The following is a 24,450-nucleotide window of genomic DNA, read 5'->3' on the forward strand; positions in this document are numbered from 1 at the left end:
AATGGGAGGCGATGTGCGCGGACGTGGTCTTGCGGCGGCGACGGTTCTGGTGGTCCTGTGCGGTGGCTCGGCCGCCGTCGCGGACACGACGACGGCGGGGTCCGGCGCGCGGTCGGCGCGCAACATCATCTACATCCAGGGCGACGGCCTCGGCCTCGGTCAGCGGGACCTGCTCCGGCTGGCGCTCAAGGGCAAGAACGGCAGGCTCGCGATGGACGGGCTCGCGGCCACCGGGCTGGTGCGGACGGCTTCGGACGATCCCGACGAGATCGTCACCGACTCCGCCGCGGCGGCCACCGCCCTCGCGACCGGGCACAAGACGCGCAACGGCGCGGTCGGGGTGGACGGCCACGGGCGCCCGCTGGAGACGATTCTCGAACGGGCGAAGCGGGCGGGGAAGTCGACCGGCCTGGTCACCACCGCGCAGGTGACGGGCGCGTCGCCGGCGGCGTTCGCGGCGCACGTGCCCAGCCGGGACTCGCAAAGCGACATCGCGAAGCAGTACATCGAGAACAGCCGTCCGGATGTCCTGCTCGGCGGCGGCGAGGACTGGTGGTATCCCAAGGGGAACCCCGGGCTCTGGCCGGACAAACCGGGGGAGGAGAGCCGCAGTCCCTACGGCAATCTGGTCGAACGCGCGCAGCGGACGGGCTACACCTACGTGCGCGACGGCGACGAACTGCGGACCACGCGGGCGAACCGGATCCTCGGCCTGTTCGCGAACGAGGACATGGTCGACTACGGCCCCGACGGCGTCGGGAAGTACGCGCCGCGGGTGCCGCTCCAGCAGATGGCGCGCAAGGCGCTGGACACCCTCTCGAAGAACCCGCGCGGCTTCTTCCTGTTCCTGGAGGAAGAGGGGACCGACGGCATGTCGCACGAGAACAACGCGCACGGCGTGATCGACGCGGGCCGGTCGCTCGACGCCACCGTCGCCGAGGTCCTGCGCTTCGTCCGCACGCACCCCGACACGCTGGTGATCATCGGCGGCGACCACGAAACGGGCGGGTTGAGCATCGAGAACTACGACGCGTCCGACACCGACCCTGACCAGGACGGTCCTTTCGACGTACCGGGTTCGAAGCTTCAGTTCACTGTGGACTGGACGACTCACGACCACACCGGCGCCGACACCCCGGTCACCGCCGAAGGCCCCGGCTCCACCCGTCTGGGTGGCACCGTCGAGAACACCGACGTCTACTGGGTGATGCGGCTGGCGAGCGGCCTCTGAGCACGAAAAAGGCCACCTCCGACAATGGAGGTGGCCTTTTTCGCGGGTTTCGTCAGCCGATGCTCTCGACGACGGCCTCGGCGACCGCCTTCATCGTGGTCCGGCGGTCCATCGCGGTGCGCTGTATCCACCGGAACGCGTCCGGCTCGGTGAGCCCCTGACGGCTCATCAGCAGCCCCTTGGCACGGTCGATGACCTTGCGCGTCTCGAGCCGGTCCGTGAGGCCAGCGACCTCGGATTCCAGCGCCTGCAGCTCGGCGAACCGGCTCACGGCAAGCTCGATGGCGGGCACCAGGTCGCGTTTGGCGAACGGCTTGACCAGATACGCCATCGTGCCCGCGTCCCTGGCCCGCTCGACGAGGTCGCGCTGGCTGAACGCGGTCAGGATGACGACCGGCGCGATCCGGTCGCCGGTGATCTTGGAAGCGGCCTCGATACCGTCGAGCTTCGGCATCTTGACGTCGAGGATCACGAGGTCGGGCTTCAACTCGGTGGCCAGGTTGATGGCCTGCTCGCCGTCCCCGGCCTCACCGACGACCTCGTAGCCCTCTTCGCGGAGCATCTCGACGAGGTCCAAACGGATGAGGGCCTCGTCTTCGGCCACGAGCACCCGCCGCTGGGGTGCGGCGACGGCACCATTGGCCTCGGCAGCCTGCTCGGTCACCGGGGTCCTCCTGAAGGTCGTCGGGCAGTTCGGCTCGCGGGCTGTCCGCGAACCTGAAGCCTACCGGGAACGATCCAGACGGCTAGATGGCGTTCACCACGTCAGACGGTCGTCACACTCCCGGGCCCGGCGTACGGCGCGCTCCCGTGATCCCGTAAAGTTCACCGCGCGCCGCCCCCGTAGCCCAACTGGCAGAGGCAACGGATTCAAAACCCGTCCAGTGTGAGTTCGAATCTCACCGGGGGCACCACAGGATGCACGACAACTACCCCATATGCAGATCCGGCTCGCGTCCGCCCGTCTGGCCGAACCGTGCGGGGTGCGACGATCTCGTCCGAGCCGGAGCGGATTTCGCCACGGAGGACCATCGTGGACGAGAATGCACAGCGTCCGCGCACTCTGCCACAGGTGTTGAAGAACACCCTGAACCGCTCTCTGGCGGCGGTACCACGGGGCCTCGTCGCCGAAATGACCTACGGCGAAAGAGTGGACTGGTACCGCACAATGTCGTGGCCGCCGGCCGCTCGATGCGTTCTCACACGTCGTACGGGAGCCTGTTCTAGAAAAGCGGACGCCCAGATTCCAGCTTTGTGCCGGTGAGCGGCGCTGGCCGCAGGCTGATGAGGCTGCCGAGGTAGAGGTCTGTCGCGTTCCCGGCGCGGAGCAACGCGGTCGGGGTGCAGCCGATCAGCAGGCGGAAGTCGCGGTTGAGGTGCGCTTGATCGGTGTATCCGCACAGTGCGGCGAGTGAGGGCAAGGGTGGCGGGTTGGTGCCGGTGAGAAGCCGGATGGCGCGGTGACATCGGGCGACCCGTGCAACGGCTTTCGGAGGCAAGCCGACCTCTCGGTGGAAGCGAGTGGTGAAATGTTGCCGGGTGAGGCCTGCCTGCTCCGCGAGGTCGTCGACCTTGACCATCCGCTCCGCGAGGGTGAGGTTGCGCCAGCCCTGGTCGAGCGAGCGGGGCAGTTCCGGTTCGTTCAAGATCCACTTCGCCAAGCGGCAGTCGAGAATCCGGAAGCGATGGTCCGAATCCTTTGCCTCCCGCAGCTCTTCCGTGAGAACTCGGGCACGTGTACCCAAGAGGTCGTCGAGTGTCACGGTGGTGGCACTGATTTCCCGCAGTGGCAGGCCGAACAGCGCTCTCGCACCCAGCGGGGTCAACTCGATGACGATCCCTCGTTCCACGCCCGTTCGCTCGTAAGTCATCGGCTGGTTGGACAACCCGACGACGGGGGAGATCGTCGCCAGCGGTGACCCGTCGACCTGACGGCGAACCGGCGTATCGAGGTCGATGATCACCACGACCGAGTTCAGCGCGGCGACGGTCCGAATCTCGGGCACCGGCGTGAACCGGCGGAACGCCAGGTAGAAACTCACCCATCGGGACAACCGGCGTTCCGGTGACCGGGTCTTCCAGAACTCACCGTCGGATGACGGAGTCTCCTCCACCGCGCTCCCCCTGCTCCTGACGATTGTGATGATCGACATTCACCCGAAGGAAAGCATGGCGCGGACAAGCCGTCCTGAAGAGGCTCGGCTCGAAAAGAAGCGGCAACGCCACGTGGTCGTGACAGAGCAGTACGGCGTCGGTAGTCATCTGTGCCGCCGTATGGGGCAACGGGCTCCGGAAAACGGTGCTCGTTAGGCCGGCGGGCGCCTTACATTTTTACAATCCATGATCTCCGTTCGTCGCTAGCCTTGACCCCGCCGGAGCCTTCCGGGGACGCGGCACCCTGTTCCGACGCAGGGACCGTCTATGGCCTTTCCGGAATCACGTGAACCGAACCAGGGGGATGACTCATGCGCGTCTTGAGGAATGCCGGTAGATCGAGGGCGCATGTTCTTCTGCTGTGCTTGCTGTTGATCGTGAGCTCATCCTCGGTCACGGTGCCCGACGCCGCCGGCGTGCCGGAGCGCGAAGAGAAATCCGTCGTCAAGGAAGCCCCCGACGACGCGACCGCGGTGGCCGCCGCTCTGCGGCAGGGCACCCGAGTCGAGGTGATCGATCAGCGTTCACCCACCTCGACGGTGTACGCGGAGCCGGACGGGGCCAGGACGACGGAGATGACCGCGGTCCCGACGAGATTCAAACGCGGCGACGCTTGGATCCCGCTGGACCGAACCCTGGTGCCCCGGGGGGACGGCGCGGTCGTGCCCCGGTCGGTGGGGGAGGACGTCGTGCTGTCGGGCGGTGGCGACGGCGCGCCGCTGATCCGCATGACCGCCGGCGACAAGGAGCTGGCGTTGCACTGGCCGTCCACGCTGCCGAAGCCGATCCTGGCCGGTACGTCCGCGACTTATCCCGAGGTCCTTCAGGGGGTGGACCTCGTGATGCGGGCGGACGCCGGAGGCTACCGGCAGTTGCTGGTGGTGAAGAACGCTGACGCCGCGAAGAATCCCGCACTGTCCAAGGTCCGGTTGCGGATCGCCGCCAAGGGTGTGCGCGTCACCGCGGAATCCTCAGGGGCGCTGAAGGCGGTGGACGACAAGGGCGTCCAATTCTTCGGTTCGGCGTCGTCGATGATGTGGGACGCGAACGGGCGGGCCGAAAAGGTCGGAGTCGAAGTCTCGGGTGACGTCCTGACGCTGAAACCGGACCAGAAGTTCTTGGCGGGTGAGGGCACGGCTTATCCGGTGACGGTCGATCCGGCCTACTTCGCACAAGGCCACAACTACTGGGCGACGGTGCTGTCCGGCGATCGCTTCCGCAACCAAGCCTTCGATCGCCGGAGCGCGGACGCGACCCATCCGGACTGGGCACAGGTAGGGCAGTGCTGGAACGAGCACAACGAGTGCAACGGCATCGGTGAGGGCCGCGCCTACTTCTCGTTCTACGACACCGGTCAGCTCGCGGGTAAGGACATCCTGGAGGCGAAGTTCTACACCACGGTGGCCTACAGCCCGAGTTGCCAGGTCCGCAACCATCACCTCCGTCCGGTGTTCCACTCCATCGGAAACGGCACGACGTGGAACAACAAGCCCGAGAATCCGGGACAATGGATCGAGTTCGCCGCGCCCACTTCGTGCAACGGTGCCCACGGCGTCGAACTGGACATCCGCAACGCGGTGAACCAGAGCGGTGCGACGACCTTCTATCTGCACGCCATGGATTCCAACGATCAGTTCGCGTGGCGGAAGTACGCCTCGGCCGAGACCCGGATCTCGATCAAGTGGAACCGGGCCCCGAACCAGCCTGCGAACCCGCGAACGGACCCGCCGTTGCCGACGCCGTGCAAATGGTGCGCCGGCGTGCCTTACACCGCCAACCAGCATATTCAGCTGATCACCACGGTCTCGGATCCGGACAACGAACGGGTCCGGCCGAAGTGGCGCGTCCGGCCCACAGGACGCCCTGAAGAAGCGTCGGACGGAGAGTTCGTCCCCTCCGGTGTGGCGGTGAGCCGTGGCCTGTCGCTCACGGACAAGGACGGGCTGCAGGTCAGCTGGTGGGTACACGCGGAGGACGACGCCCCGGCGAGCAGTGCGGCGGCCCACGGTCAGCTGTTCGCGGTCGACTTGGTGAAGCCCCACGCCACGCCGACCGTGGAATCGAGGATCTACACGAAGGACAACGACTGGCACGGCGGCACCGGAATCCCGGACATGTTCACGTTCGGTAGCCAGGGCGTCGGCGACATCGATCATTACCTGTACGGCTGGCAGGATCCGCCGAACGAGAAGGTCGACGCGACGGCGCTGGGAGGGCCGGCGCAGGTCAGTATCGCGCCACCGGGGGACGGCCCCCGGACCCTCTTCGTCCAAAGCGTGGACAGGGCCGGAAACAAGAGCGACTCGACGCACCACGACTTCAACGTCCGTGCCGGCGACGGCGCACGGCACCAGTGGTCCTTCGAGGGGAACGCCAAGGACAGCGCTTATCAGGGCGACAAACACGGTGCCCTGAACGGCGCTGCCTCGTACACCTCAGGAGCCGTCGGGACCGGTCTGTTGCTGGACGGGCAGTCCGGGAGCGCGATGACCGCGCCGACCACCGTCCGGACCGACACCAGTTTCTCGGTGTCGGCGTGGGCCAGGCCGGACGTGTTCCGCACGGACCCCATGGGTGTGGTGAGCCAGGACAACCCGCAGAACGGATACAGCGGCTGGCTGCTCCACCTGCGTGACGACGGCCAAGGACCGAAGTGGGCGTTCTGGCTGCCAGGCGGGACCCCGGCGAATCCGGGAGCCGGAATCGCTCTCGAGACGTCCGCGGCCGCCCACCAGCCGCAGCAGGGAAAGTGGGCCCACGTGGCAGGCGTGTTCGATCGCGGAACCGCTGAAGCCAGGCTGTATGTCGATGGTGCGTTGGCCGCGAAGAAGACAGCGCCGGCCGGATGGACGCCGTGGCAGGCCGGCGGTGAGCTGGCCGTCGGCAGGCTGCAATGGGCCGGTGTCAAGGGACATCACTGGCAGGGCGCGCTCGACGAGGTGCAGGTCTTCGACCGGCCGCTGTCCGACGCCGAGGTCGGTGCGAAGGTCAGCCGAGACAATGTCCGCACGGGACACTGGCGGTTCGACGACCGGCCCGCGTCCCCTGGTGCACCGAACACCAAGGCACGCAACGAGATCCCCGGCGCCAGCGCAGGAACGTTGATCAACGGCGCGACCTTTGTGGACAATGGTGAACTCGGTCGCGCGGTGAAGTTCGACAATCCGGATACACCGAAGGCCCAGGTGGTGACCGACGGCCCGGCCGTGCGGACCGACCGGAGCTTCACAGTCTCGGCCTGGGTGACCGCGAACAGATTCGTCGCCAAACCACTGGCGATGACCGCGGTCAGTCAGGACGGCGTGTTCAACAGTGGCTTCTACCTGCAGTACAACGCCGATCAGCATAGATGGGTGTTCTTGAAGTTCTCCGCCGACATCGCCGACGGCGCGGCCCTGCGGTGGCACGGCGTCGTCGCGAAGCAGACCCCGGCGCTGGGTGTGCCGGTGCATCTGACCGGGGTTTACGACGCGCTGACCAAGGAAATGCGGATCTACGTCAACGGCGAATTGGGCAACGACGAGAAGTTCGTCTACCCGGGCACGGACTGGAACGCAGGCGGGAAGCTGGTCATGGGCCGTGGCAAGTTCAACGGCGCCGAGAGCGACTTCTGGCCGGGCACGGTCGACGAGGTCCGCACCTACAGCCGGGTCCTGTCGCCCGATGAGATCAAGGCAGTGGTGAGCCAGAACCGTGTGTCGTCCGGTAGTTGGAAGTTCGACGGTGACCTCGGTGACTCTTCCGGTCGCGGTTTGACGGGTACCTGGGCTGGCACGCCCGCCTACACCGAAGGCCAAAGCGAGGACCCCGACGCCGCTGACAAGGCATTACGCTTGGACGGAACCAACGCTGTCGAGACCGCGAACGCCGTCGATTCGACGGAAAGCTACACGGTGTCCGCGTGGGTCCGCCCCGACGTCGCCACGGATTGCTCCTGCACCGTCCTGTCCCAAGACCACAGCGCCCTCTCTTCGTTCGCGCTCGCCGCGGGAGCCGACGGGAAATGGCGGATGGCCGCGGCCGGCGATTCGGCGGTCGCGGGCAAGGTCCAAGCCGGAGCCTGGACCCACGTGACCGGCGTCCACAACAAACCGCGCGGACAAATCGAGCTGTACGTCAACGGGACGTTGGTCGCCACCGCGAAACACGCCGTTCCGGTGCACAACAACGGCAAGCTGCAAGTCGGCCAAATGAAGTCCGGCGGGACACCGGGACAACGCTTCAAGGGCGCGATCGACGACGTCCAGGTCTACAGTCGCGCGCTGTTCGCCGACGAGATCCGTGTCATGGCAGGCCGCGACATGGCTCTGGTGCACAACTGGAAGCTCAACGACAGCCCCACGGACTCGATCGGCGCCCGTATCGGCGCGTTGGTCGGAGGCGCGGGCTACGGTCCCGGCAGGGCGGGCAAGGCCGCCCGGCTGGACGGCGTGGACGACGCGGTCACCGCGAGCGGGGCGGACCTCCGGACCGACCGGAGTTTCACGGTGTCGGCTTGGGCGAACCTGACCAAGCCCGCTCCCTGCGAGGACGAGTGCACCCGCGACGCGGTCAGCCTGTCCGGCGGTGCGGACGGCAAGGGGCCGGTGAAATTCCGTCTTGGACACCGGATAGACCAGGACCAGGCATCGGGCAACGGGAAGTGGATCTTCGAGATGCCGGAGGAGAACGGGACCGTCACCGAGGCCGCGGTATCGGTGCGCCCCAGCCAATTCGGCAACTGGGTCCTGCTCGTCGGGGTGTACGAGGCGGGTTCCGGGCAGATCGAACTGTACGTCTACAACGACGATCCACTCAGTGAACCCGACCTCGACGCGGGCAAGCTGCTACGGCCGTGGCAGGGGGCGGGGGCCGTTCAGATCGGCCGCGCCGTGGCCGGCCCCGGTGCCACAGCCTCCGAGTTCTGGTCCGGAGGTGTGGACGACGTGCGTCTCTACACCGGCTCGCTATCACCGGACCGGCAAAAGGCGCTGCGCAATTCCTATCCGGCTGTGACGAGCTCGTGAGAGGCCTCCCGATGAGAGCACACCGCGTGAGATCACAGTGGACGATTCGCGGACTGGTCGTCGTCCTCTTCGCGTCATTGGTTCCCGTACTGGCCGTCACGCCACCCGCCGCGTCCGGGGCGCCCGCGGCGAGCGAGCCGTCGATACCGCCGCCGGCGCCATCGGTATCCGTCACCAAGGAGACTCCGCGGACCCGGGAGCCGGATCAGACATCACGGCGCGCACTGGCGAACAACCAGCAACCGGTTTCGGAGCGGCCGGGCTCCGGCCGCCCCGCGGCCTCCCCGTTGTCGCCCACCGCCACCTGGGACATCAACACCCACACCGGTGACTTCACATGGTCCTACCCGATGCGGGTACCTCCGGCACCGGGCGGTTTCGAACCCAAGGTCGCGCTCTCTTATCAGTCGTCCGCCGTCGACGGCGCGACCAGCGAGACCAACAACCAGCCATCGTGGATCGGTGACGGCTGGAGTATGTGGCCAGGTTTCATCGAGCGGTCCTATTGGTCCTGTGCCGACGACGACGCCAAGACAGGAGATCTGTGCTGGCGCAGTGACAACGCCACGGCCATGTACGGCGACGGAGGCGGCATGCTGGTCTGCTGCGACGGCGGCGGCAAGTGGCGTTCGAAGGATGACGACGGCGCACGGATCGAACGCCGGACCGGTCTCGCGAACGGCGACAAGTTCGGCGAGCACTGGGTGATCACCACGGTCGACGGAACCCAGTACTGGTTCGGCTCGCAGCTGGACTCGAAGTCCACCTGGACCGTCCCGGTCTTCGGAGACGACGTCAACGAGCCGTGCCACGGAGCCACGTTCGACACCTCGCATTGCGACCGGGCCTGGCGATGGAACCTGGACAAGGTCGTCGACCGCAACGGCAACGTGATCCGCTACTACTATGCGCCGGAAACGAACTCCTACGGATTCAACACCAAGGACGTCGCGAGGTCGTACACCCGAGGCGGGACCCTTGAGCGCATCGACTACGGGATCAACAAATCCGTCACTGGCCCGGCGACCGGCAGGGTGGAGTTCACCACCGCGAAAAGGTGCGTCGCCGGCTCCGTCTGTGCCGAGGATCAGCGCGGGAACTGGCCCGACACACCGTTGAAGATGTCCTGCGGCGGTCCGTCGTGCAACGAACACTCGCCCACTTTCTGGACGACCCAGCGTCTGGACACCGTGACGACCAAGGTCTGGCGCGGCTCGTCCTACGAGCCAGTGGATCGTTGGACCCTGGATCAGACCTTTCCGCGGCTGGGCGACGTCAACATCGAACAGAAGGAAAGCGCGGTCTTGTGGCTGAAGGGCATCAAGCACAGCGGCCTGGTAGGCGGTTCCCTGGACATGCCGCCGGTCACCTTCGACGGAACGCTGATGCCCAACCGGGTCGACGGTGGCAAGGACGGCTACGCCCCGCTCAACCGGTACCGCATCACCGGCGTGATCTCCGAGTACGGGGGTGTGGTCGCGGTGGACTACGCGCCGCCGGACTGCAAGGCGGGCGTCGCGATGCCCGCCAATCCGGAGACCAACCAGATGCGCTGCTTCCCGGTCAGGTGGGCACCCGCCGGGCACGAGCCGCGGGTGGACTACTTCCACAAGTATGTCGTCTCATCGGTGACGCGAACCGACATGATCGCCACCAACCCCGAACACACCACCCGGTACGAGTACCTGGACGGAGCGGCCTGGCACTGGAACACCTCCGAGTTCGTCAAGGATGACAAGAAGACCTGGAACGAGTTCCGCGGCTTCAAACGCGTGCGGATCACGACGGGCGCCGATCCGGCGCAAGACCCGGGACGCAGTCCGAGAACCATGTCGGAGTTGCGGTACTACCGCGGAATGGACGCGGACCGGCTGCCCGACAACCGCAGGCGTACGGAATCGGTCGTCGACTCCGCAGGCGATGGCCAGAGCACCCGCAAGGACGAAGACTGGTTGCGGAGCTTCAATTTCGAGACGACGACCTACGGTTCCGATTCCGCTTCGAACCCACCGGTGGTCAGCAGGACCGTCAGCCACCCGGACTGGCGAGGGCCGACGGCGAGCCGAGGCGAGTACCACGCCTACTTCGTCCGGCCCGGCCGAGCACGGACCTTCACGGCTCTCGCCGCGGGCGGCTGGCGAACCACGGAGACCGTCACCGGCTACGACGACCGCGGACTGCCCGTACAGGTCAACAACCTCGGGGACATCGCTACCGCGGAAGACGATTTGTGCACGACCGCGACCTACTCGCGTGACGAGAACACCTGGCATCTCCGCCGAAAAGTACGCGAGGAGACCGTCTCCGTCGCGTGTGGCGCCACCGCTCGTTTCCCGGAGCACGCGGTTTCCGACGCCATCTTCGGCTACGACGGCAAAGGAAACCTGAACCGGACGGAAGTGGCCAAAGACCGACCGGCGGCAGGACCCGTCTACGTGAAGACCGGGGACTTCGCCTACGACGCCCATGGCAGGGTGACACAGTCGACCGACGCGCTGGGCAACGTCAGCAAGACCGCCCATACCCCGGTGACCGGCGGCCCGGTCACGCAGATCACCACGACGAGTCCTCCGACGGTGGCGGTCCCAGCGGGGCTGGTGACCACGAAGACGCTCGAACCCGCGTTCGGAGCGCCCGTCAAGGTGGTCGATCCCAACGGCCGCGTGACCGAGACGGCCATCGACGCGTTGGGTCGCACGGCGCAGGTCTGGCTACCCAACCGGCGACGCGCGAACAACCCGGAAGGGAGTTTCAAGTTCGGCTATCTGGTGCGGCGGGACGACGCGACCGTCGTGACCACCTCGAAGATCGGCCCGAACGGCGTGTACGTGACGAAGAACGAGGTGTACGACGGCCTGCTGCGCCTCCGGCAGACCCAGACACCCGGTGTGGGGATGCGGGAGGAGAACGGCAGGGAAATGCCGTTCGAACAGGGTCGGCTGATCACCGACACGCGGTACGACTCCCATGGCAGGCCGTACAAGCAGACGAATCCGTACTTCAACGACGGACAGGTCGACACGAGTCTCTGGCGAGCCGCCGACGCCGAAGTGCCGGGCATGACCAGGAAGAAGTTCGATGGCGCCGGCCGGGTCGTGGAGACGATCCACCAGGCGGGCTCCGCTGACAAGTGGTCGACCTTCACCGGCTACGACGGTGATCGTGTGCACACCACGCCCCCGGACGGCGGGACGGCGACGACGGTCATCTCCGATGCCCGCGGCCGTACCACCGAACTTCGCCAGTATCACGGGCCCAAACCGGAGGGCGGTCACGATGTCACCCGCTACCGGTACACCTCGGCGGGCAAGCTCGCGCAGGTGACCGGACCGGACAACGCGACTTGGTCCTACGGCTACGACTTGCGGGGGAGGAAGACGACGGCGACCGATCCTGACGCGGGCGCGGTCACCATGACCTACGACGACCTCGACCGCATGACCAGTACGAAGGACGTCCTCGGGAAGGTTCTCGCGACCGTCTACGACGGGCTCGGTCGCAAGACCGCGTTGCACGCCGACGGTCCCGGCGGCCCGAAACTGGCTGAGTGGACCTTCGACACGGCGCCGTTCGGAAAGGGCCTGGCGGCATCCGCGACCAGGTATGTCTCCGGAAACGCCTACAGCTCGGCGGTGAACGGATACACGGCGCTCAACAATCCACTGTCCACTTCGGTCACCATCCCGGCAGCAGAGGGCAAGCTGGCGGGCACGTACCAGACCAACATGTCCTACGGGCAGGACGGAACGCTCACCGGCGAAACGTATCCTCCGGTTCCCGAGGCTGGCGTGACGGAGACCTCACTCGAGCAGACCGTCAGTTATCTCATGGACAACAGTGGGCATCTCGTGTCGACTCAAACCGGTACAGGTACCCAGCTCGTCTTCGAAACGCACTACACCCGTTATGGGGAAGTGCAGCGTCTCGAACACGGGACGGTCGGCAATCGCGCATGGCAGTCGTTCTACTACGACTCGAGCACCCGTCGTCCCAACAGGTTCGTCACGCACGCGGAAGTTCCGCACCCGATCCAGTCGGATGTCCAGTACACCTACGACCCGGCGGGCAACATCACGTCGATGGCCGACATACCGATCGGATCTCCCGCGGACGTGCAGTGCTTCCGGCACGACGGCTTGCGCAGACTGACGGAGGCGTGGACCGCGGCCCAGAGCGACTGGTCGGCCGGCGGCGGCTGCGCGGCGGAGCCCACGGCTGCACCGGGGCCGGCCGCGTACTGGAACTCGTATCGCTACGCGCCGGGCGGGAACCGGTTGGGAGAGACCGAACGCGGTCCCACCACGTCCGCCGGTCGTGCCTATGCCTACACGGAAAATCCGCAGGCACAGCCTCATGCGTTGCGTTCGGTCAGCGACCCGGCAGGTACAGAGACCTTCGAATACGACGCCAAAGGCCAAACCACGAAGCGAACGAAGCCCGGCCTCGATCAATCCATGGTCTGGGACGGCGAAGGCCACCTCGTCTCGATGACGGCCAATGGCGGGACGACGTCGTTCATCTACACCCCCGGCGGCTCCCGATTGCTGCGCAAGGATCCCGCTGGAACCACGCTCTATCTGGGGAAGCAGGAGATCCGCCTGCCTGTGGGGGCCACGAAACCCGTTGTCAGCCGCTATTACACGCACGGCGACAAGACCATCGCGATGCACGACGGCAACGCGTTGCACTGGCTGGCCAGTGATCACCAAGGCACGGCCCAGGTCTCCATCGACACCAAGTCCGCGACAGTGTCCAAACGGCGCCAGGATCCCTTCGGCTCACCTCGGGGCGATTCCGGCACATGGCCGGGCGAACGCGGTTTCGTGGGAGGAACGCGGGATGCCTCGACCGGGCTGACTCACCTGGGCGCCCGCGAGTACGACACCTCCACCGGAAGGTTCCTGTCCGTCGACCCGATCATGGACCCGTCCGATCCACAGCAGATGCAGGGCTACGGGTACGCCAACGGCAGCCCGGTCACCCTCAGCGACCCGACAGGGTTGTCGCCGTGCAGCGGCCCCGACGGAGTCGGATGCAGAATGGACGACGAGGTCGCGCGATGCTGCCCTGGCCCGGAGCAGGTCAGGCACAACGTTCCCCCGCCGCCTTCGCAGGACTCGTTGCGGGAGAAGAGCAAGAAGTCCAATGACGCCAAGAACCGCAGAGACGACCCGAGGCGTTTCGGCACCACGCTCCGGAACCCTGTCAACATCACGACCGACACTTCGCCTTGCCCGTGGGCGGGGCCGGGTTCTCGGATAGTCGAGTGCGGCCCATCGGTGAGGTACTCGGTGTGTGACGACTACCGCTTGCTGACCGGGACTTGCCTTTCGGGCGAGGAGGCGTACCGCGAGATCCAGCGGCTGGAACGAGAGAAGGCCGCCCTCGCCGAGTACGAGGAGAAGGAACGGAAGCGCAAGAGGGAAGTCGCCCAAGGATCCAGCGGTTCGTGTGTCGGGATCGATGCCCAAGCGATCGTCGTCGTAGGGTTCAAGCGCTGCACCATGACAGACGATCAGGGCAACAAGAGGACGGTCTGGTCCTTCAAGGTCGGCATCGGCATAGGCGTGGGCGTGAACGCCAGTTCCACGCGATCGTTCGACAACAAGCGGGTAAGTCAATTGGGTGGCAAAGCCGCGTTCGTCGAGACCGGCGGGTCGCTCGGGCCCATCGGATTCGGAGCGTCCGCCTCCTTCGACATCGATGATCAGGGAACCATAGACCCGGTTCCCGCGATCGAAGCCGGCAATTCGGTGGGTGTCGGAGGCGCTCTCTGGAACACGGGGGTCGAGTTCAGTTGGTGAGGTCTTACGGAGCGGGGCGAAGGCATCTTCAGCGTTGCTGTGCTGACAGCTCATGACGATGCCTTCGGCCTGGCCGATCACTTCTAGGCTCCGGAGAACTGCACGCGGCCTGGTCACCGAGCCAACTACTCCACAAGCAGATCCGGTCCGCTGTTCAGCGACGGATCCGGCGGCGGCCGAAGAGCAGCATCCAGGCTCCGGCGAGTAGGGCGGCGAGTGCCAACGCGAGCAGTTCGCTGGTGTGCGAACCGGTCGAGGCCAGCGGCCCGGTGCCGGGCGGGCTCGTCGGCGGTGTGTGGTCGCCAGGCGGGATCGGTGGCGGCGTCGGGTCGCCGGGCTGTGGTGTCGGAGGTGTCGGCGGCTCTCCGGCGGTGATGGGGGTTTCGGTCGAGCAGCCGGGCTCGGCCGGGGTCAGGCAGTTGCCACCGGGAGAGGTTGTGGTGACGGTGTTGCGCAGCCTGGTTCCGCCTGAATCGGGGTTGGTGGTGACCGAGTACGTCACGACGATCTTCTGGCCGACGGCGAGTTTTCCGTGCCAGCGAAGCGTTTTCCCGGCGACAGCGACGGATCCGCTCGTGGCTTTCGCGTTGTCGTTGTAGGTGGCGGCACCGAGAACGCCGGACAGGTCGTCGGTCACGGTGGCGTCGTCGTAGGTGGCGGCGCCGGTGTTGGTGATGGTGAGGGTGTAGGTGACTTCGCCGCGAGGGGCGACATCCCTCGACGGCGACGCCGTCTTGGCGACGGTCATCGACAGCACCGGCGTTCGGGTTCCGCAGGCGGGATCCGTGCCGGCGGGCGGGCAGTTGGTCTCGTCGCCGCCGATGACGGTGTTGTCCAGGAGATGGTTTCCGCGTGCGGGTTTCGTGGCGGTCACCGAATAGGTGATGGTCGCCGCCGCGCCGGGCGCGATCGTGCCGGTCCAGGTGAGCCGCGGCCGGGTGTAGGCGATGGTGCCGAGATCGGCGACGGCGTCGTCGTTGTAGGTGGCGTCGTCGAGGACCTTGGTCAGGTCGTCGGTGATGGACGCGCCGCGATAGGGCGCCTGCCCGGTGTTGCGGACGACGACGGTGTAGGTGACCTTGCCTCCCGGTGCCACGGTGGCCGGGGCCGCGGATTTCGTGATCCGGAGTGCGGGGGTGGGCAGTTCGTTGCGGCAGTCGGGGTCTTCGGAGCCGTCCTCGCAGTTCGAGCCCGCTCCGGTGACCACATTGACCAGGCGCTTGTCGCCCTTGTTGGTTACGACGACGGTGTAGGTGACGGTGGCTTTCGCGCCAGGAGCCAGCGAACCGGTCCAGGTCAGCGTCAGTGGTGTGAAGGTGATCGTGCCCGTATCCGCCTTCGCGTCCCCGTTGTAGGTGGCGTCGTCGAGCACATCGGTGAGGTCGTCGGTGAACGACGCCGCGGGGTCCGTTGCCGCACCGATGTTTTCGACGGTGACGGTGTAGGTGACCGTGTCGCCGGTCTTGACCTCGGCCGGGGTGGCCGTCTTGCGGATCTTCAGCGCGGGCAGTGGCGTGACCGTCCCGCAGTCCGGGTCGGCCGAGTTCGGCGGGCAGTTGCCGTCCGGCGTACCGGTGACGGTGTTGGCCAGCTTCTTGTCCCCATCGGGCGGGCGGTTCACGGTCACGGAGTAGGTGATCGTGACGGTGGCCCCGGCAGCGACGTCCCCGGTCCAGGTCACCACCGGCGCCGCGTAGCCGGTGGTTCCGCCCGTCGATGTCGCGTCGTCGTTGTAGCTCGCGTCGTCGAGGACGCCGGTCAGGTCGTCGGTGAACCGGGCGTCCGGATAGGCGGCGGTCCCGGTGTTCTGGACGCGCACCGTGTAGGTGGCTCGGTCGCCGGCGCGGGGAGCGGCCGGGACGGCGGACTTGACGATCCGCAATGCGGCGAGCGGGGTGACCTCGGAACACTCTTGGGCCGTCGTTCCGGGCGGGCAGGTCGAGTCCTCGGTGCCGGTCACGGAGTTGCGCAGGGCCCGGTCGCCGGTGGGTGGTTTGTTCACCGTCACCGAGTAGGTCACGGTGACGGTGGCACCCGCGGGCAGGTCCGCCGCCCAGGTCAGCCGCGGCGCCGAGTAGTCGACCGTGCCCGTGTCGGCCCGCGCGTCCCGGTTGTAGGTCGCGTCGTCGAGGACGCCGCTCAGATCGTCGGTGAACCGGGCGCCGCGGTAGGGACCGGTGCCGGGGTTGCTCGCGGTCACGGTGTAGGTGACGACGTCGCCGGGCTTCGCGGTGGCCGGGGCGGCGGTCTTGGACAAGACGAACGAGCCGAGCGGGGTTTCGGTCGAGCAGTCCGGAACCACCGCGCCGGGCGGGCAGGTGGAGCCCTCCGGGCCGACGACGGTGTTGGTCAGGCGTCGGTCCCCGGCGGGCGGTTTGCCCACGGTGACCGAGTAGGTGACCGTCACTGCGCCACCCGCGGCGACTTCGCCCGTCCAATCGAGCTTCCGGCCCGGATCGTCGAACGTCGTGACGCCGGAGGTGGCGGTGGCGTCGCCGTTCCAGGTGGCGTCGTCGAGGACACCACTCAGGTCGTCGGTGAACGAAGCACCCGGATAGGCGGCGGTGCCGGTGTTGGTCACCTTCACCGTGTAGGTGACCTTCTCGCCCGGCATCGCGGAGTCCGGGTTCGTCGTCTTCGAGATCGACAGGACACCGATCGGGGTCACCGTGCGGCAGGCCGGGTCCGTGCTCGCCGGTGGACACGTCGAGCCCTCGGGCCCGGTGACAGCGTTGCGCAGCACCTTGTCCCCGCCCGGTGGCGAACCGACCTTCACCGAGTAGGTGATCGTGACGGTCTGCCCGGCCGGTACGTCGCCGGTCCAGCGCAGGGTCGTGGTCGAGCTGTCGTAGGCGGGCTGGTTCGGAGTGGGGCTCCCGCCGACCGATGCGGCGGCGTCACCGTTGTACGTGGCGTCGTCGACGACGCCGGAGAGATCGTCGGTCAGGGTGACGGCGCTCGCGGCCGAGCCGTCCAGGGTGCGCGCCGTGAGGGTGTAGGTCACGACGTCGCCGGGTTTGGCCGAGGCCGGCGCCGCGGACTTCGTGATCACCAGACCGCTGACCGGCTCGTCCGTCCCGCAGTCGGGATCGGTGCCGTCTTCGGGACACGAGGAACCGTCCGGGCCGACGACGACGTTGGTCAGCCGCTTGTTCCCGCGTGGCGGGTCCGCGACGGTCACCGAATACGTGATCGTGACCGTGCCGCCCTTGGCGACGGCACCGGACCACCGCAAGGTCGTGTCGGCCTCGGTGTAGGCCACGGTGCCGGTGGTCGCGGTGGCATCCCGGCCGTAGGTCGCGTCATCGACCACATCGGACAGATCGTCGACAGCCGTGGCGTCCGTCCAGTCGGCGGTGCCGTCGTTGGTGAGCTTGACGGTATAGGTGACTTTCTGGCCGGGCATGGGTTTCTCCGGCGTGGAGCTTTTGACGATCTTCAACGTCGCCACCGGGACGCGCACCGCGCATTCCGCCGCGGGTGCCGCGCAGTTGCTGCCGGGGACGGTCACGACGTTGTCGAGCGTCTTGTCCCCGCCCGGCGGCGAGCCGACGGTCACCGAGTAGGTGATCGTCACCGTCGCGCCGGGGGAGAGGTCGCCGGTCCACGTCAACCGTTCGTCGGTGGGCGAATAGGTGGGTTCCGCCAGTTCGGCGCCGCCGGAAACAGCCTTCGCGTCGCCGTTGTAGGCCGCGTCGTCGACCACGCCGGACAGGTCGTCGGAGACGACGGTGCCCGGCGCCGGCGCCGTTCCCTCATTGGCGACGGTGACGGTGTAGGTGACCTTGTCGCCCGGTTTGGCGCTCGTCTTGTCCGCCTTTTTGGTGACCACGAGCCGTTTCGTCAGATCCGGCGCGATCGAACAGCTGGCCAGGTCCGTGATCGGCCAGGAGCCGCCGGATTCGGAAGTGATCCGCCGACCTGGTTGGTCTGGGCGTTGCCGCCGGGAACCTGCACCGAGACGCCGGTACGGGGATCGACCTTGTACAAGGCGCCGCCGTAGTAGCCGAGATAGATCGAACCGTTGAGGTAGGCCATGCCGTAGTTGGAGAATCCGTTCGACGATCCGGGCCCGGTGACCTTCACCGCTTGGGTGGTCTCGCCGGTGTCCGGGTCGAAGCGGTAGACGTAGCTCTGTCCGCCGTAGACGATCCCGTAGTACACGCCTCCGTTGTCGTCGACGAACAGGTCGGGGACGAGCGTTCCGCCGGCGAACACGGGATCGTTCGCCGGAACGGGCTTCAGCGTCGAACCGCGGGAATACGTCTTGGTGTCACCGCTGGCGAGGTCCATCGCGAACAGCACCGGTGCTCCACCGTTCTGCGCGCCGTAGAGCGCCCCACGAGCGGGATCGGCGCCGAGCCCGCCCCAGTTCACCCCGGCGGGCAACCGGCGGGGCTGACCGCCCGCGATCTCGTCGGTGACGGTGTTCGTCCCGGAGACGTGCTTGTACAGAGTGAGGTTCCCGGTGGTGTAACTCGAATAGAAGGCGGCGACCCGGCCAGAGTCCGGATCCTTGCCCAGCGCCATGTTCGTCGACCAGTAGTCCGGCGGGCCCGCGCCCGTCCGCTTGCTGATCACCGTGTTCTGGATCTCGGCATCGCCTTCGGCATCGGAACGGAACTGCATGCCGGACCGGAAATTGCTGTAGTACAGATGATCGCAGTCGAAGGTCGACGGGTCGTTCTCTCCTTGCACCGGCCACGTGGCGGCTTGCGCGACACCCGCCGGCGTGAGGCCGGTGAGGATGACGGCGACCACCATGCCGAACGTCAGTGCCCGGCGCGACACCGAATTCAAGGCACGGCGCCGACGCTGTGCGACGACCATGAGGAGCCTCCCGAGGAGAGCCGACTCAGCCTGACGCTACAAGCGGCACCTCGACACTCAACTCGAACCGCGGGCTACCACCTGAACGTGTCGAGTCACCTGCCCCGCCCGGGTTAGTCGCACGGCACGTGTCGTGACAAAGCACTTGCCGGCACGTCCCGTTCCCTCCGCCAGGACCACCGGCGCCCGCGCATCCTATTGTGCATGTCGGTAAGCCTCTGATCGGCGCTCGGCTCATTCTGCTGTCGCGTTCGCGCCCGGGCCATTGCGCGGCGATGCACGGCTCGGAGCCAGTCCTCGAGGTCAGGCGTCGGCGAGATCTCGGACGGTGGTGTCGATGAGGTCGGTGACCGGACCGGGTTGTGACGCGAGCGACGCGTGGCCGGCGTCGAGTTCGATGATCCGCCGAGGGTTCATCCGTTCGGCCATGCGGCGTTCGTTGTCCGGGTGGATCATGCGGTCGGCGGTGGACACCTGGTACCACGACGGTTTGGCCTTCCAGGCCGGGCTCGTCACGGTGTCGCCGAAGGTCGATCCCAGCGGTGCCTTCTGCGTGACGGCCATGACCAGGGCCTCGTCTTCGGTCAGGTCCTGCGCGAAGCTCTCCCGGAACTTCTCCGGTTTGATCCACAGGTAGCCGTCGGAGTCGGGGGCGATGTTGTCGAACGCGGCGGGCGGGTGCTCCTGACTGATCTGGCCGGGGCTTTCCCCGGCGTCCGGGGCGAACGCGGCGATGTAGACCAGACCTGACACGTTGGGCAGATCGCCGGTTTCGGTGATGACGGCGCCGCCGTAGGAGTGCCCGACCAGCACCACGGGGCCGTCGATCTGCTTGACCATTTTGCGGGTCCGCTCGGCGTCGTCGGCGAGCGAGGTGAGCGGGTTCTCCACCGCGTGCAGGGAGTCGTAGCCTCTCCGGGCCAGCTCGAGGATGACTTTCTCCCAGTGGGCGGCGCCGCCCCAGAAGCCGTGGACCAGAACGATGGCGGGTTTGTCGGACATGACTCGTGGCTCCTCGGTTCGGGAGGCGGTCGGACCTGACGTGCTGTCCGACGTGCTCGCCACGATCGGGCTACGGGGAGACCAGCTGTCCCGTACTTCGCTGGGCCACGGGCAAACAGTCACGGTGTCCGGCGGGCCGTGTGTCCTGCACCTGGTCGACCACGGGAAGGTCCACGTCACCGTGCCCGGCCGCGGTGCGAGCGTCCTCCACCAAGGCGCCCTGGTGCTGCTGCCGCACGGCGATCCGCACAGCCTCCATGTCCCGGGCGAGGGGGCACGCTGGATGACCGGAACCCTCACGTTCGACGCCAGCCTCGCCGACCACCTGCTTGCGTCACTGCCGCCCATGCTCGTCCTGCCCGCTTCGGCCGGCGAACGACGGCAATGGCACGAGATCAGCCACCAGCTCCTCGCGCTCGAAGTCACCGACCCTCGGCCCGGGGGTGCCGCCATGGTGTCGCGGATCCTGGACCTGCTGTTCATCCAGGTCCTTCGTGCGTGGGCCGCGGCCACACCCGACCGGACCGGCTGGCTCGTCGCGGTGATGGATCCCGGCATCGGCCGCGCGCCAGGGCGTACTGCAATCTCGCCGACGGCTTCTCGTGGGTCGGTGACCTCCCCGCGGCGCATGACCAGCTGCGCGTCGGGCTGGATCTGGCCACTGGTGCGGGTGTCCCGTTCGTGGTCGGGACTGCCGAAGCAACCCGGATCCGCCTTGATTGGGCCGCCGGTCAATGGGATGGCATCGACGAACGCGCGGACCGGCTTGAGCGGGCATACCCTGGCCTGCACCCGGTCGTCAGCGAACTCAAACTGGTCAAAGGGTGGTACGCCATCGCCCAGGGAAACCGGGGAGAAGCCCGAAGACACCTGCAGGAAGCTGGGCTCGGCGACACCCGCAACGCCATCTCGCCGGTCGCTATCGCCGCCGCTGGTGCGCTGGTACGCATGCTGCTGCCCGGCGACACGGTCGACCAGGCCCGCAGCTACGCCAGCCGTGCCGTGGAACTGTTGCGGGCCAAGCAGATTTGGACGTGGTCGGGTGAAGTCGTCCCGTACGCCGTCGATGCCTACCTTCGCACCGGCAACGTCGAGGACGCCGAGCAAGGCCCGCGCCTCGGTCGGCCGACTGAAAATGGCATTCGCCAAAAAGAAGAAGCTGCCCTTGAACCAGCAAGGACGAAAGCCGCACGAGACCAGTAAAAGCAAATCATCTCGTGACAAGCATCAGGGAGCTGCCAATCACGGCGGGCGCAGGAAAATCCCGCTGCACCCGAACAAACGGAGAAATCCGCCGAAGATGGCGTTCGGCTGGCGATAGGACCGGCCCTGGGGTGGGACGCGCGAAACCCTGTGCATCCCACCCCTGGCCGGGCAATCGGCACTGGGCAGTCCGTCGGGCTAGGCTCCATGGAGCAGAGCCGTACCTGTGAGAATGAGCTTGGTGATCAGCATGAGCAAGCACGATCTGACGTCTCGCGGTGTGGAGCTGCGGCACGAAGACCGGCACGAGGAGGCCGTGCGCACCCTTCGTGAAGCACTTCTCGCGGGGGAGCCCGAAGCTCCTCGGGAACTCGCCTACGCCCTGCTTGGTACCGAGCGACCACGTGAAGCTCTCAAGGTGCTCAAGCGTGCGATCAAGGCCGGACGGGTTGATCTGTACAGTCTGCTCGGGTCGTTGGCCGCCGAGCTCGGGGAAGCGAAAGCGGCCGAAAAGGCTTACCGGAACGCCATTGCGAACGGCGATGTCGAAGCGCTCAACGACTTCGCCGTTTTTCTTCAAGACGAGGAACGGTTCGACGAGGCACGAGACGTCTTGGTGCGGTCCGCCGATCTCGGCGACGTACTCGCACCTGGAAATCTTGTCGTCCTGTATTCGGAAGATCTCGATGATCTGGCAGCTGCGGCTGAAGTCGGTGAAAGATACCTTGGCCCGGAAGTTCCGGGTGTTTACGCGCCTCTCGCCGCCGTCTATGCCCGTCTCGGCCGCCTAGGTGAGGCTGAAAGCCTGTTCAGGCAGGCGATCGAACTGAACGCGCCGAGGATTCATCAGCGGTATGCCCGCTTCCTCTGGCATCACCGGAAGGAAGTCGCGGCCGCCGAGGAAGAATTCTGGGAGGGTTTCAATCATGATGAGGAGGGTTGGAGTTCGGCCTTAGGGGAACTCCTCCTCAGCCAAGGGCGCGTCAGCGAAGCCCGTGCCGTTCTCGAGCGCGGGTTGACCTGGGGCGATCTCGCCGCTCGAGATCTCTTGGACGAACTGAACCGCGGCTGAACGCCCCGGTGGAATGCCGAGCCGGATCGACTCGGCTTTCCGAACCGCGGGATTACGGCGCTTCCTGTGGTGAAGCGCCGTTTCCTCGGTAAAGAGCGGAAGTCGAACCGGATCACGCCTGCGGCGTCCGATGTACGAGTGGCCACCGGCTTTCCCTTCACCGAGCTCGAAGCCGACCGCCGCATTACCCGCGACCTCATCCACGTCGCCGCTACCGGCCACGGAGGCAAGGCCGCCTCCACAGCAGGATGCAGCCCGAGATCACCCTCGCCAGGAGAGCGGGAATCCCAGTTCAAGCTTGGTGCCCGTCGGTGGTGTGGGACGCATGCTGATCAGACTGCCGAGGTAGAGGTCAGTGGTGTTGTGTGGTCGCAGGAGCGCGGTCGGGGTGGTGCCGATCAGCAGACGGAAGTCCCGGTCGAGATGCGCGTGGTCGGTGTAGCCGCACAGGTTCGCGAGGGTGGCCAGCGAAGGCGGGTTCCGGCCTGTCAGGAGCCGGATCGCACGGTGGCAGCGGGCAATCCGGCCGACGATTTTCGGAGGTAGCCCGATTTCCCGGTGGAAGACCTTCGACAGGTGTTGCCGACTCAGGCCCGTCCTATCCGCCAGGTCATGGATTCTGACGCCTTCGTCCCGCACGGTCAGATGACGCCAGCTCATGTCGAGCGCCTTGGTGAGCTGCGGTTCGTCGAGCAGCCAGCCGGACAGGCGCCGGTCCAGAATCCGAAAACGATGATCCGTGTCGCTTGCGAGTTGCAGTTCTTCGGTAAGGTCACAGGCCCGGTGGCCGAGAAGGTCGTCGAATCCCACGCTTGTGTCGGCGATTTCCCGCAACGGCAGGCCGAGTAAAGCGCGGGCTCCCAGTGGGGTCAGTTCGATGACAATGGCGCGCTCGGTCCCGGTTCTTTCATAGCTCAAGGGCTGGCTGGACAGACCCGTCACCGGGGACAGCGTCACCTGTGAGGTGCCGGTGAGCCGCCGCCGGTTCGGCGGGTCGAGGTCGATGATCACGACGATCGAGTTCACCGCGGCCACCGTGCGTACCTCGGGGACGGGTGCGACCCGTCGAAACGCCAGGTAGAAGCTGACCCAGCGCCTCAATCGAGGTGCGGGTGTCCGCGTCCTCCAGTATTCGCCGCCGATCGTCGAAGCATCCCGCGTCACGGTTCCGCCCCCCCGGAGCATGTCGTTGATCGACATCAGCCGAAGCTCGATTCTGCCAGGTTTTCCTGCGGTGTGGAGGTCTCGGCGGTGACATTTTTCCAAGCCAGCGCATCGGATCGCGAGTTAGTCTCGGCGACCTCGTGTACCACTGCTGGGAAAGACGATCTGGGAGGAAGTCATGCGCCTGGGATTCCGACGGTCGAGATCGAGAACAGGTTTTCGTGCGGTCGCGTTGATCGCCGCGCTCGCGGGGGCGCTGACATCGACCGTTATCGCGCCTTCCGCGGCGCAGGCGGCCGTCTACTACTACAAACCATCACATCCGATGATGCTGAGCACGAGTATGCCGAACTGCACAGGTGGTTGGGGAATCCGATCGAGTTTGAACATCCCTTACTTCCTCACCGCAGGTCATTGTTTCAACGTCGGCGACATCGTCTACGGTCTGACGAGTCGGTTCGGGTTCGCGGAGCACACTTGGCGGAACAATGTGGACTCGGCCGTCATTCGCCCGGACGCCGGTGTCGATGGCTGGCAAGAAATTCCGGGGATCGGGCTGACGGTCGGCAAGTTCGGCGACGGCTACGCGATCAACGCCGGCAACGGACTGGCGATGCAAGGTGTGACCAGCGGTCTTATCTACGGCACGACGTTCTCGGGATGGTGGCTCGACCAGGACGGCCGTCGTTACGCCTGCGGTTCGTACCCGAGCAAGAACGGCGACAGCGGTGCGCCCGTCTTCGCGCACAACGAGCATGGGGTCTACGCGATCGGCGTCCATGTCGGGTTGCTGGGCAGCAAAGCCTGTTACGTCACGATCGACGACCTTCTCCGAACCTGGACCGCCACGCTCCCGGTGTTCCCGCCGCAGGCGGCGAAGGCAGGCGTGAAGGAACCGACCATCCTGCTCCGGCCGGAACATGACCCTGCGGCCGAATCAGCACCACGTCACCAGGCCGGCGAATTGATCGCCCAATAGAAATG

The 24,450-nt window shown here is 66.6% G+C and carries 12 protein-coding genes, 1 tRNA gene and 1 pseudogene; 8 read left to right on the forward strand and 6 right to left on the reverse strand.

Annotation, left to right across the window (positions count from 1 at the left end):
• The first annotated feature begins 13 nt into the window (after positions 1-13).
• Positions 14-1,231: an alkaline phosphatase gene (locus AB8M46_RS30540; protein ID WP_394362450.1), complete on the forward strand. Its 1,218-nt coding sequence runs from the start codon at positions 14-16 to the stop codon at positions 1,229-1,231.
• A 52-nt stretch (positions 1,232-1,283) separates the two neighbouring features.
• Here the strand turns inward: AB8M46_RS30540 and AB8M46_RS30545 are convergent, their stop codons facing one another.
• The gene (locus AB8M46_RS30545; RefSeq protein ID WP_005157321.1) at positions 1,284-1,895 is read right to left on the reverse strand and encodes an ANTAR domain-containing response regulator; all 612 of its coding nucleotides are present in this window, start codon (positions 1,893-1,895) and stop codon (positions 1,284-1,286) included.
• A gap of 173 nt (positions 1,896-2,068) precedes the next feature.
• Between AB8M46_RS30545 and AB8M46_RS30550 the strand changes: the two genes are divergently transcribed.
• Positions 2,069-2,145: transfer RNA gene (locus AB8M46_RS30550), tRNA-Leu, on the forward strand.
• Positions 2,146-2,454: 309 nt separating this feature from the next.
• Here the strand turns inward: AB8M46_RS30550 and AB8M46_RS30555 are convergent.
• Positions 2,455-3,384, reverse strand: coding sequence for a helix-turn-helix domain-containing protein (locus tag AB8M46_RS30555; protein ID WP_394362451.1), 930 nt, complete (start codon positions 3,382-3,384; stop codon positions 2,455-2,457).
• Positions 3,385-3,762: 378 nt separating this feature from the next.
• On the opposite strand from AB8M46_RS30555, the gene AB8M46_RS30560 reads away from it, so the two are divergent.
• Together AB8M46_RS30560 and AB8M46_RS30565 are read left to right on the forward strand one after the other, a co-directional pair.
• Positions 3,763-8,391 carry a LamG-like jellyroll fold domain-containing protein gene (locus AB8M46_RS30560; protein WP_394362452.1) on the forward strand — a complete coding sequence of 1,543 codons (4,629 nt, stop codon included), beginning with the start codon at positions 3,763-3,765 and terminating at the stop codon, positions 8,389-8,391.
• Between the two features lie 26 nt (positions 8,392-8,417).
• The gene (locus tag AB8M46_RS30565; RefSeq protein WP_394362453.1) at positions 8,418-14,195 is read left to right on the forward strand and encodes an RHS repeat-associated core domain-containing protein; all 5,778 of its coding nucleotides are present in this window, start codon (positions 8,418-8,420) and stop codon (positions 14,193-14,195) included.
• Between the two features lie 154 nt (positions 14,196-14,349).
• On the opposite strand, the gene AB8M46_RS30570 is transcribed toward AB8M46_RS30565, so the two are convergent.
• The 3 genes from AB8M46_RS30570 to AB8M46_RS30580 form a co-directional block, all read right to left on the reverse strand.
• Positions 14,350-18,027 carry a CARDB domain-containing protein gene (locus AB8M46_RS30570; RefSeq protein WP_394362454.1) on the reverse strand — a complete coding sequence of 1,226 codons (3,678 nt, stop codon included), beginning with the start codon at positions 18,025-18,027 and terminating at the stop codon, positions 14,350-14,352.
• A gap of 11 nt (positions 18,028-18,038) precedes the next feature.
• On the reverse strand, positions 18,039-19,025 hold the full coding sequence (locus AB8M46_RS30575) for a hypothetical protein (RefSeq protein ID WP_394362455.1): 987 nt from the start codon (positions 19,023-19,025) through the stop codon (positions 18,039-18,041).
• A 303-nt stretch (positions 19,026-19,328) separates the two neighbouring features.
• On the reverse strand, positions 19,329-20,027 hold the full coding sequence (locus tag AB8M46_RS30580) for an alpha/beta hydrolase (RefSeq protein ID WP_394362456.1): 699 nt from the start codon (positions 20,025-20,027) through the stop codon (positions 19,329-19,331).
• On the opposite strand from AB8M46_RS30580, the pseudogene AB8M46_RS30585 reads away from it, so the two are divergent.
• The 3 genes and pseudogenes from AB8M46_RS30585 to AB8M46_RS30595 all read left to right on the forward strand — a co-directional run.
• Positions 20,026-20,475, forward strand: a pseudogene (locus AB8M46_RS30585) (cupin domain-containing protein); the annotation flags it as partial. The gene AB8M46_RS30580 and the pseudogene AB8M46_RS30585 overlap by 2 nt on opposite strands.
• A gap of 50 nt (positions 20,476-20,525) precedes the next feature.
• A complete protein-coding gene (locus AB8M46_RS30590; protein WP_378421105.1) occupies positions 20,526-21,230 on the forward strand; it encodes a hypothetical protein in 705 nt (234 codons plus the stop codon).
• A 250-nt stretch (positions 21,231-21,480) separates the two neighbouring features.
• The gene (locus AB8M46_RS30595) at positions 21,481-22,302 is read left to right on the forward strand and encodes a tetratricopeptide repeat protein (RefSeq protein WP_394362457.1); all 822 of its coding nucleotides are present in this window, start codon (positions 21,481-21,483) and stop codon (positions 22,300-22,302) included.
• A gap of 261 nt (positions 22,303-22,563) precedes the next feature.
• Here AB8M46_RS30595 and AB8M46_RS30600 read toward each other — a convergent pair whose 3' ends face one another.
• Positions 22,564-23,502, reverse strand: coding sequence for a helix-turn-helix domain-containing protein (locus AB8M46_RS30600; protein WP_394362458.1), 939 nt, complete (start codon positions 23,500-23,502; stop codon positions 22,564-22,566).
• A gap of 142 nt (positions 23,503-23,644) precedes the next feature.
• Between AB8M46_RS30600 and AB8M46_RS30605 the strand changes: the two genes are divergently transcribed.
• Positions 23,645-24,445, forward strand: a complete 801-nt coding sequence (locus AB8M46_RS30605) for a hypothetical protein (protein WP_394362459.1) — start codon at positions 23,645-23,647, stop codon at positions 24,443-24,445.
• Positions 24,446-24,450: the final 5 nt, after the last annotated feature.

Origin of the sequence: Amycolatopsis sp. SB7-3, from assembly GCF_041021335.1 — a bacterium.
GTDB lineage: Bacteria > Actinomycetota > Actinomycetes > Mycobacteriales > Pseudonocardiaceae > Amycolatopsis > Amycolatopsis japonica.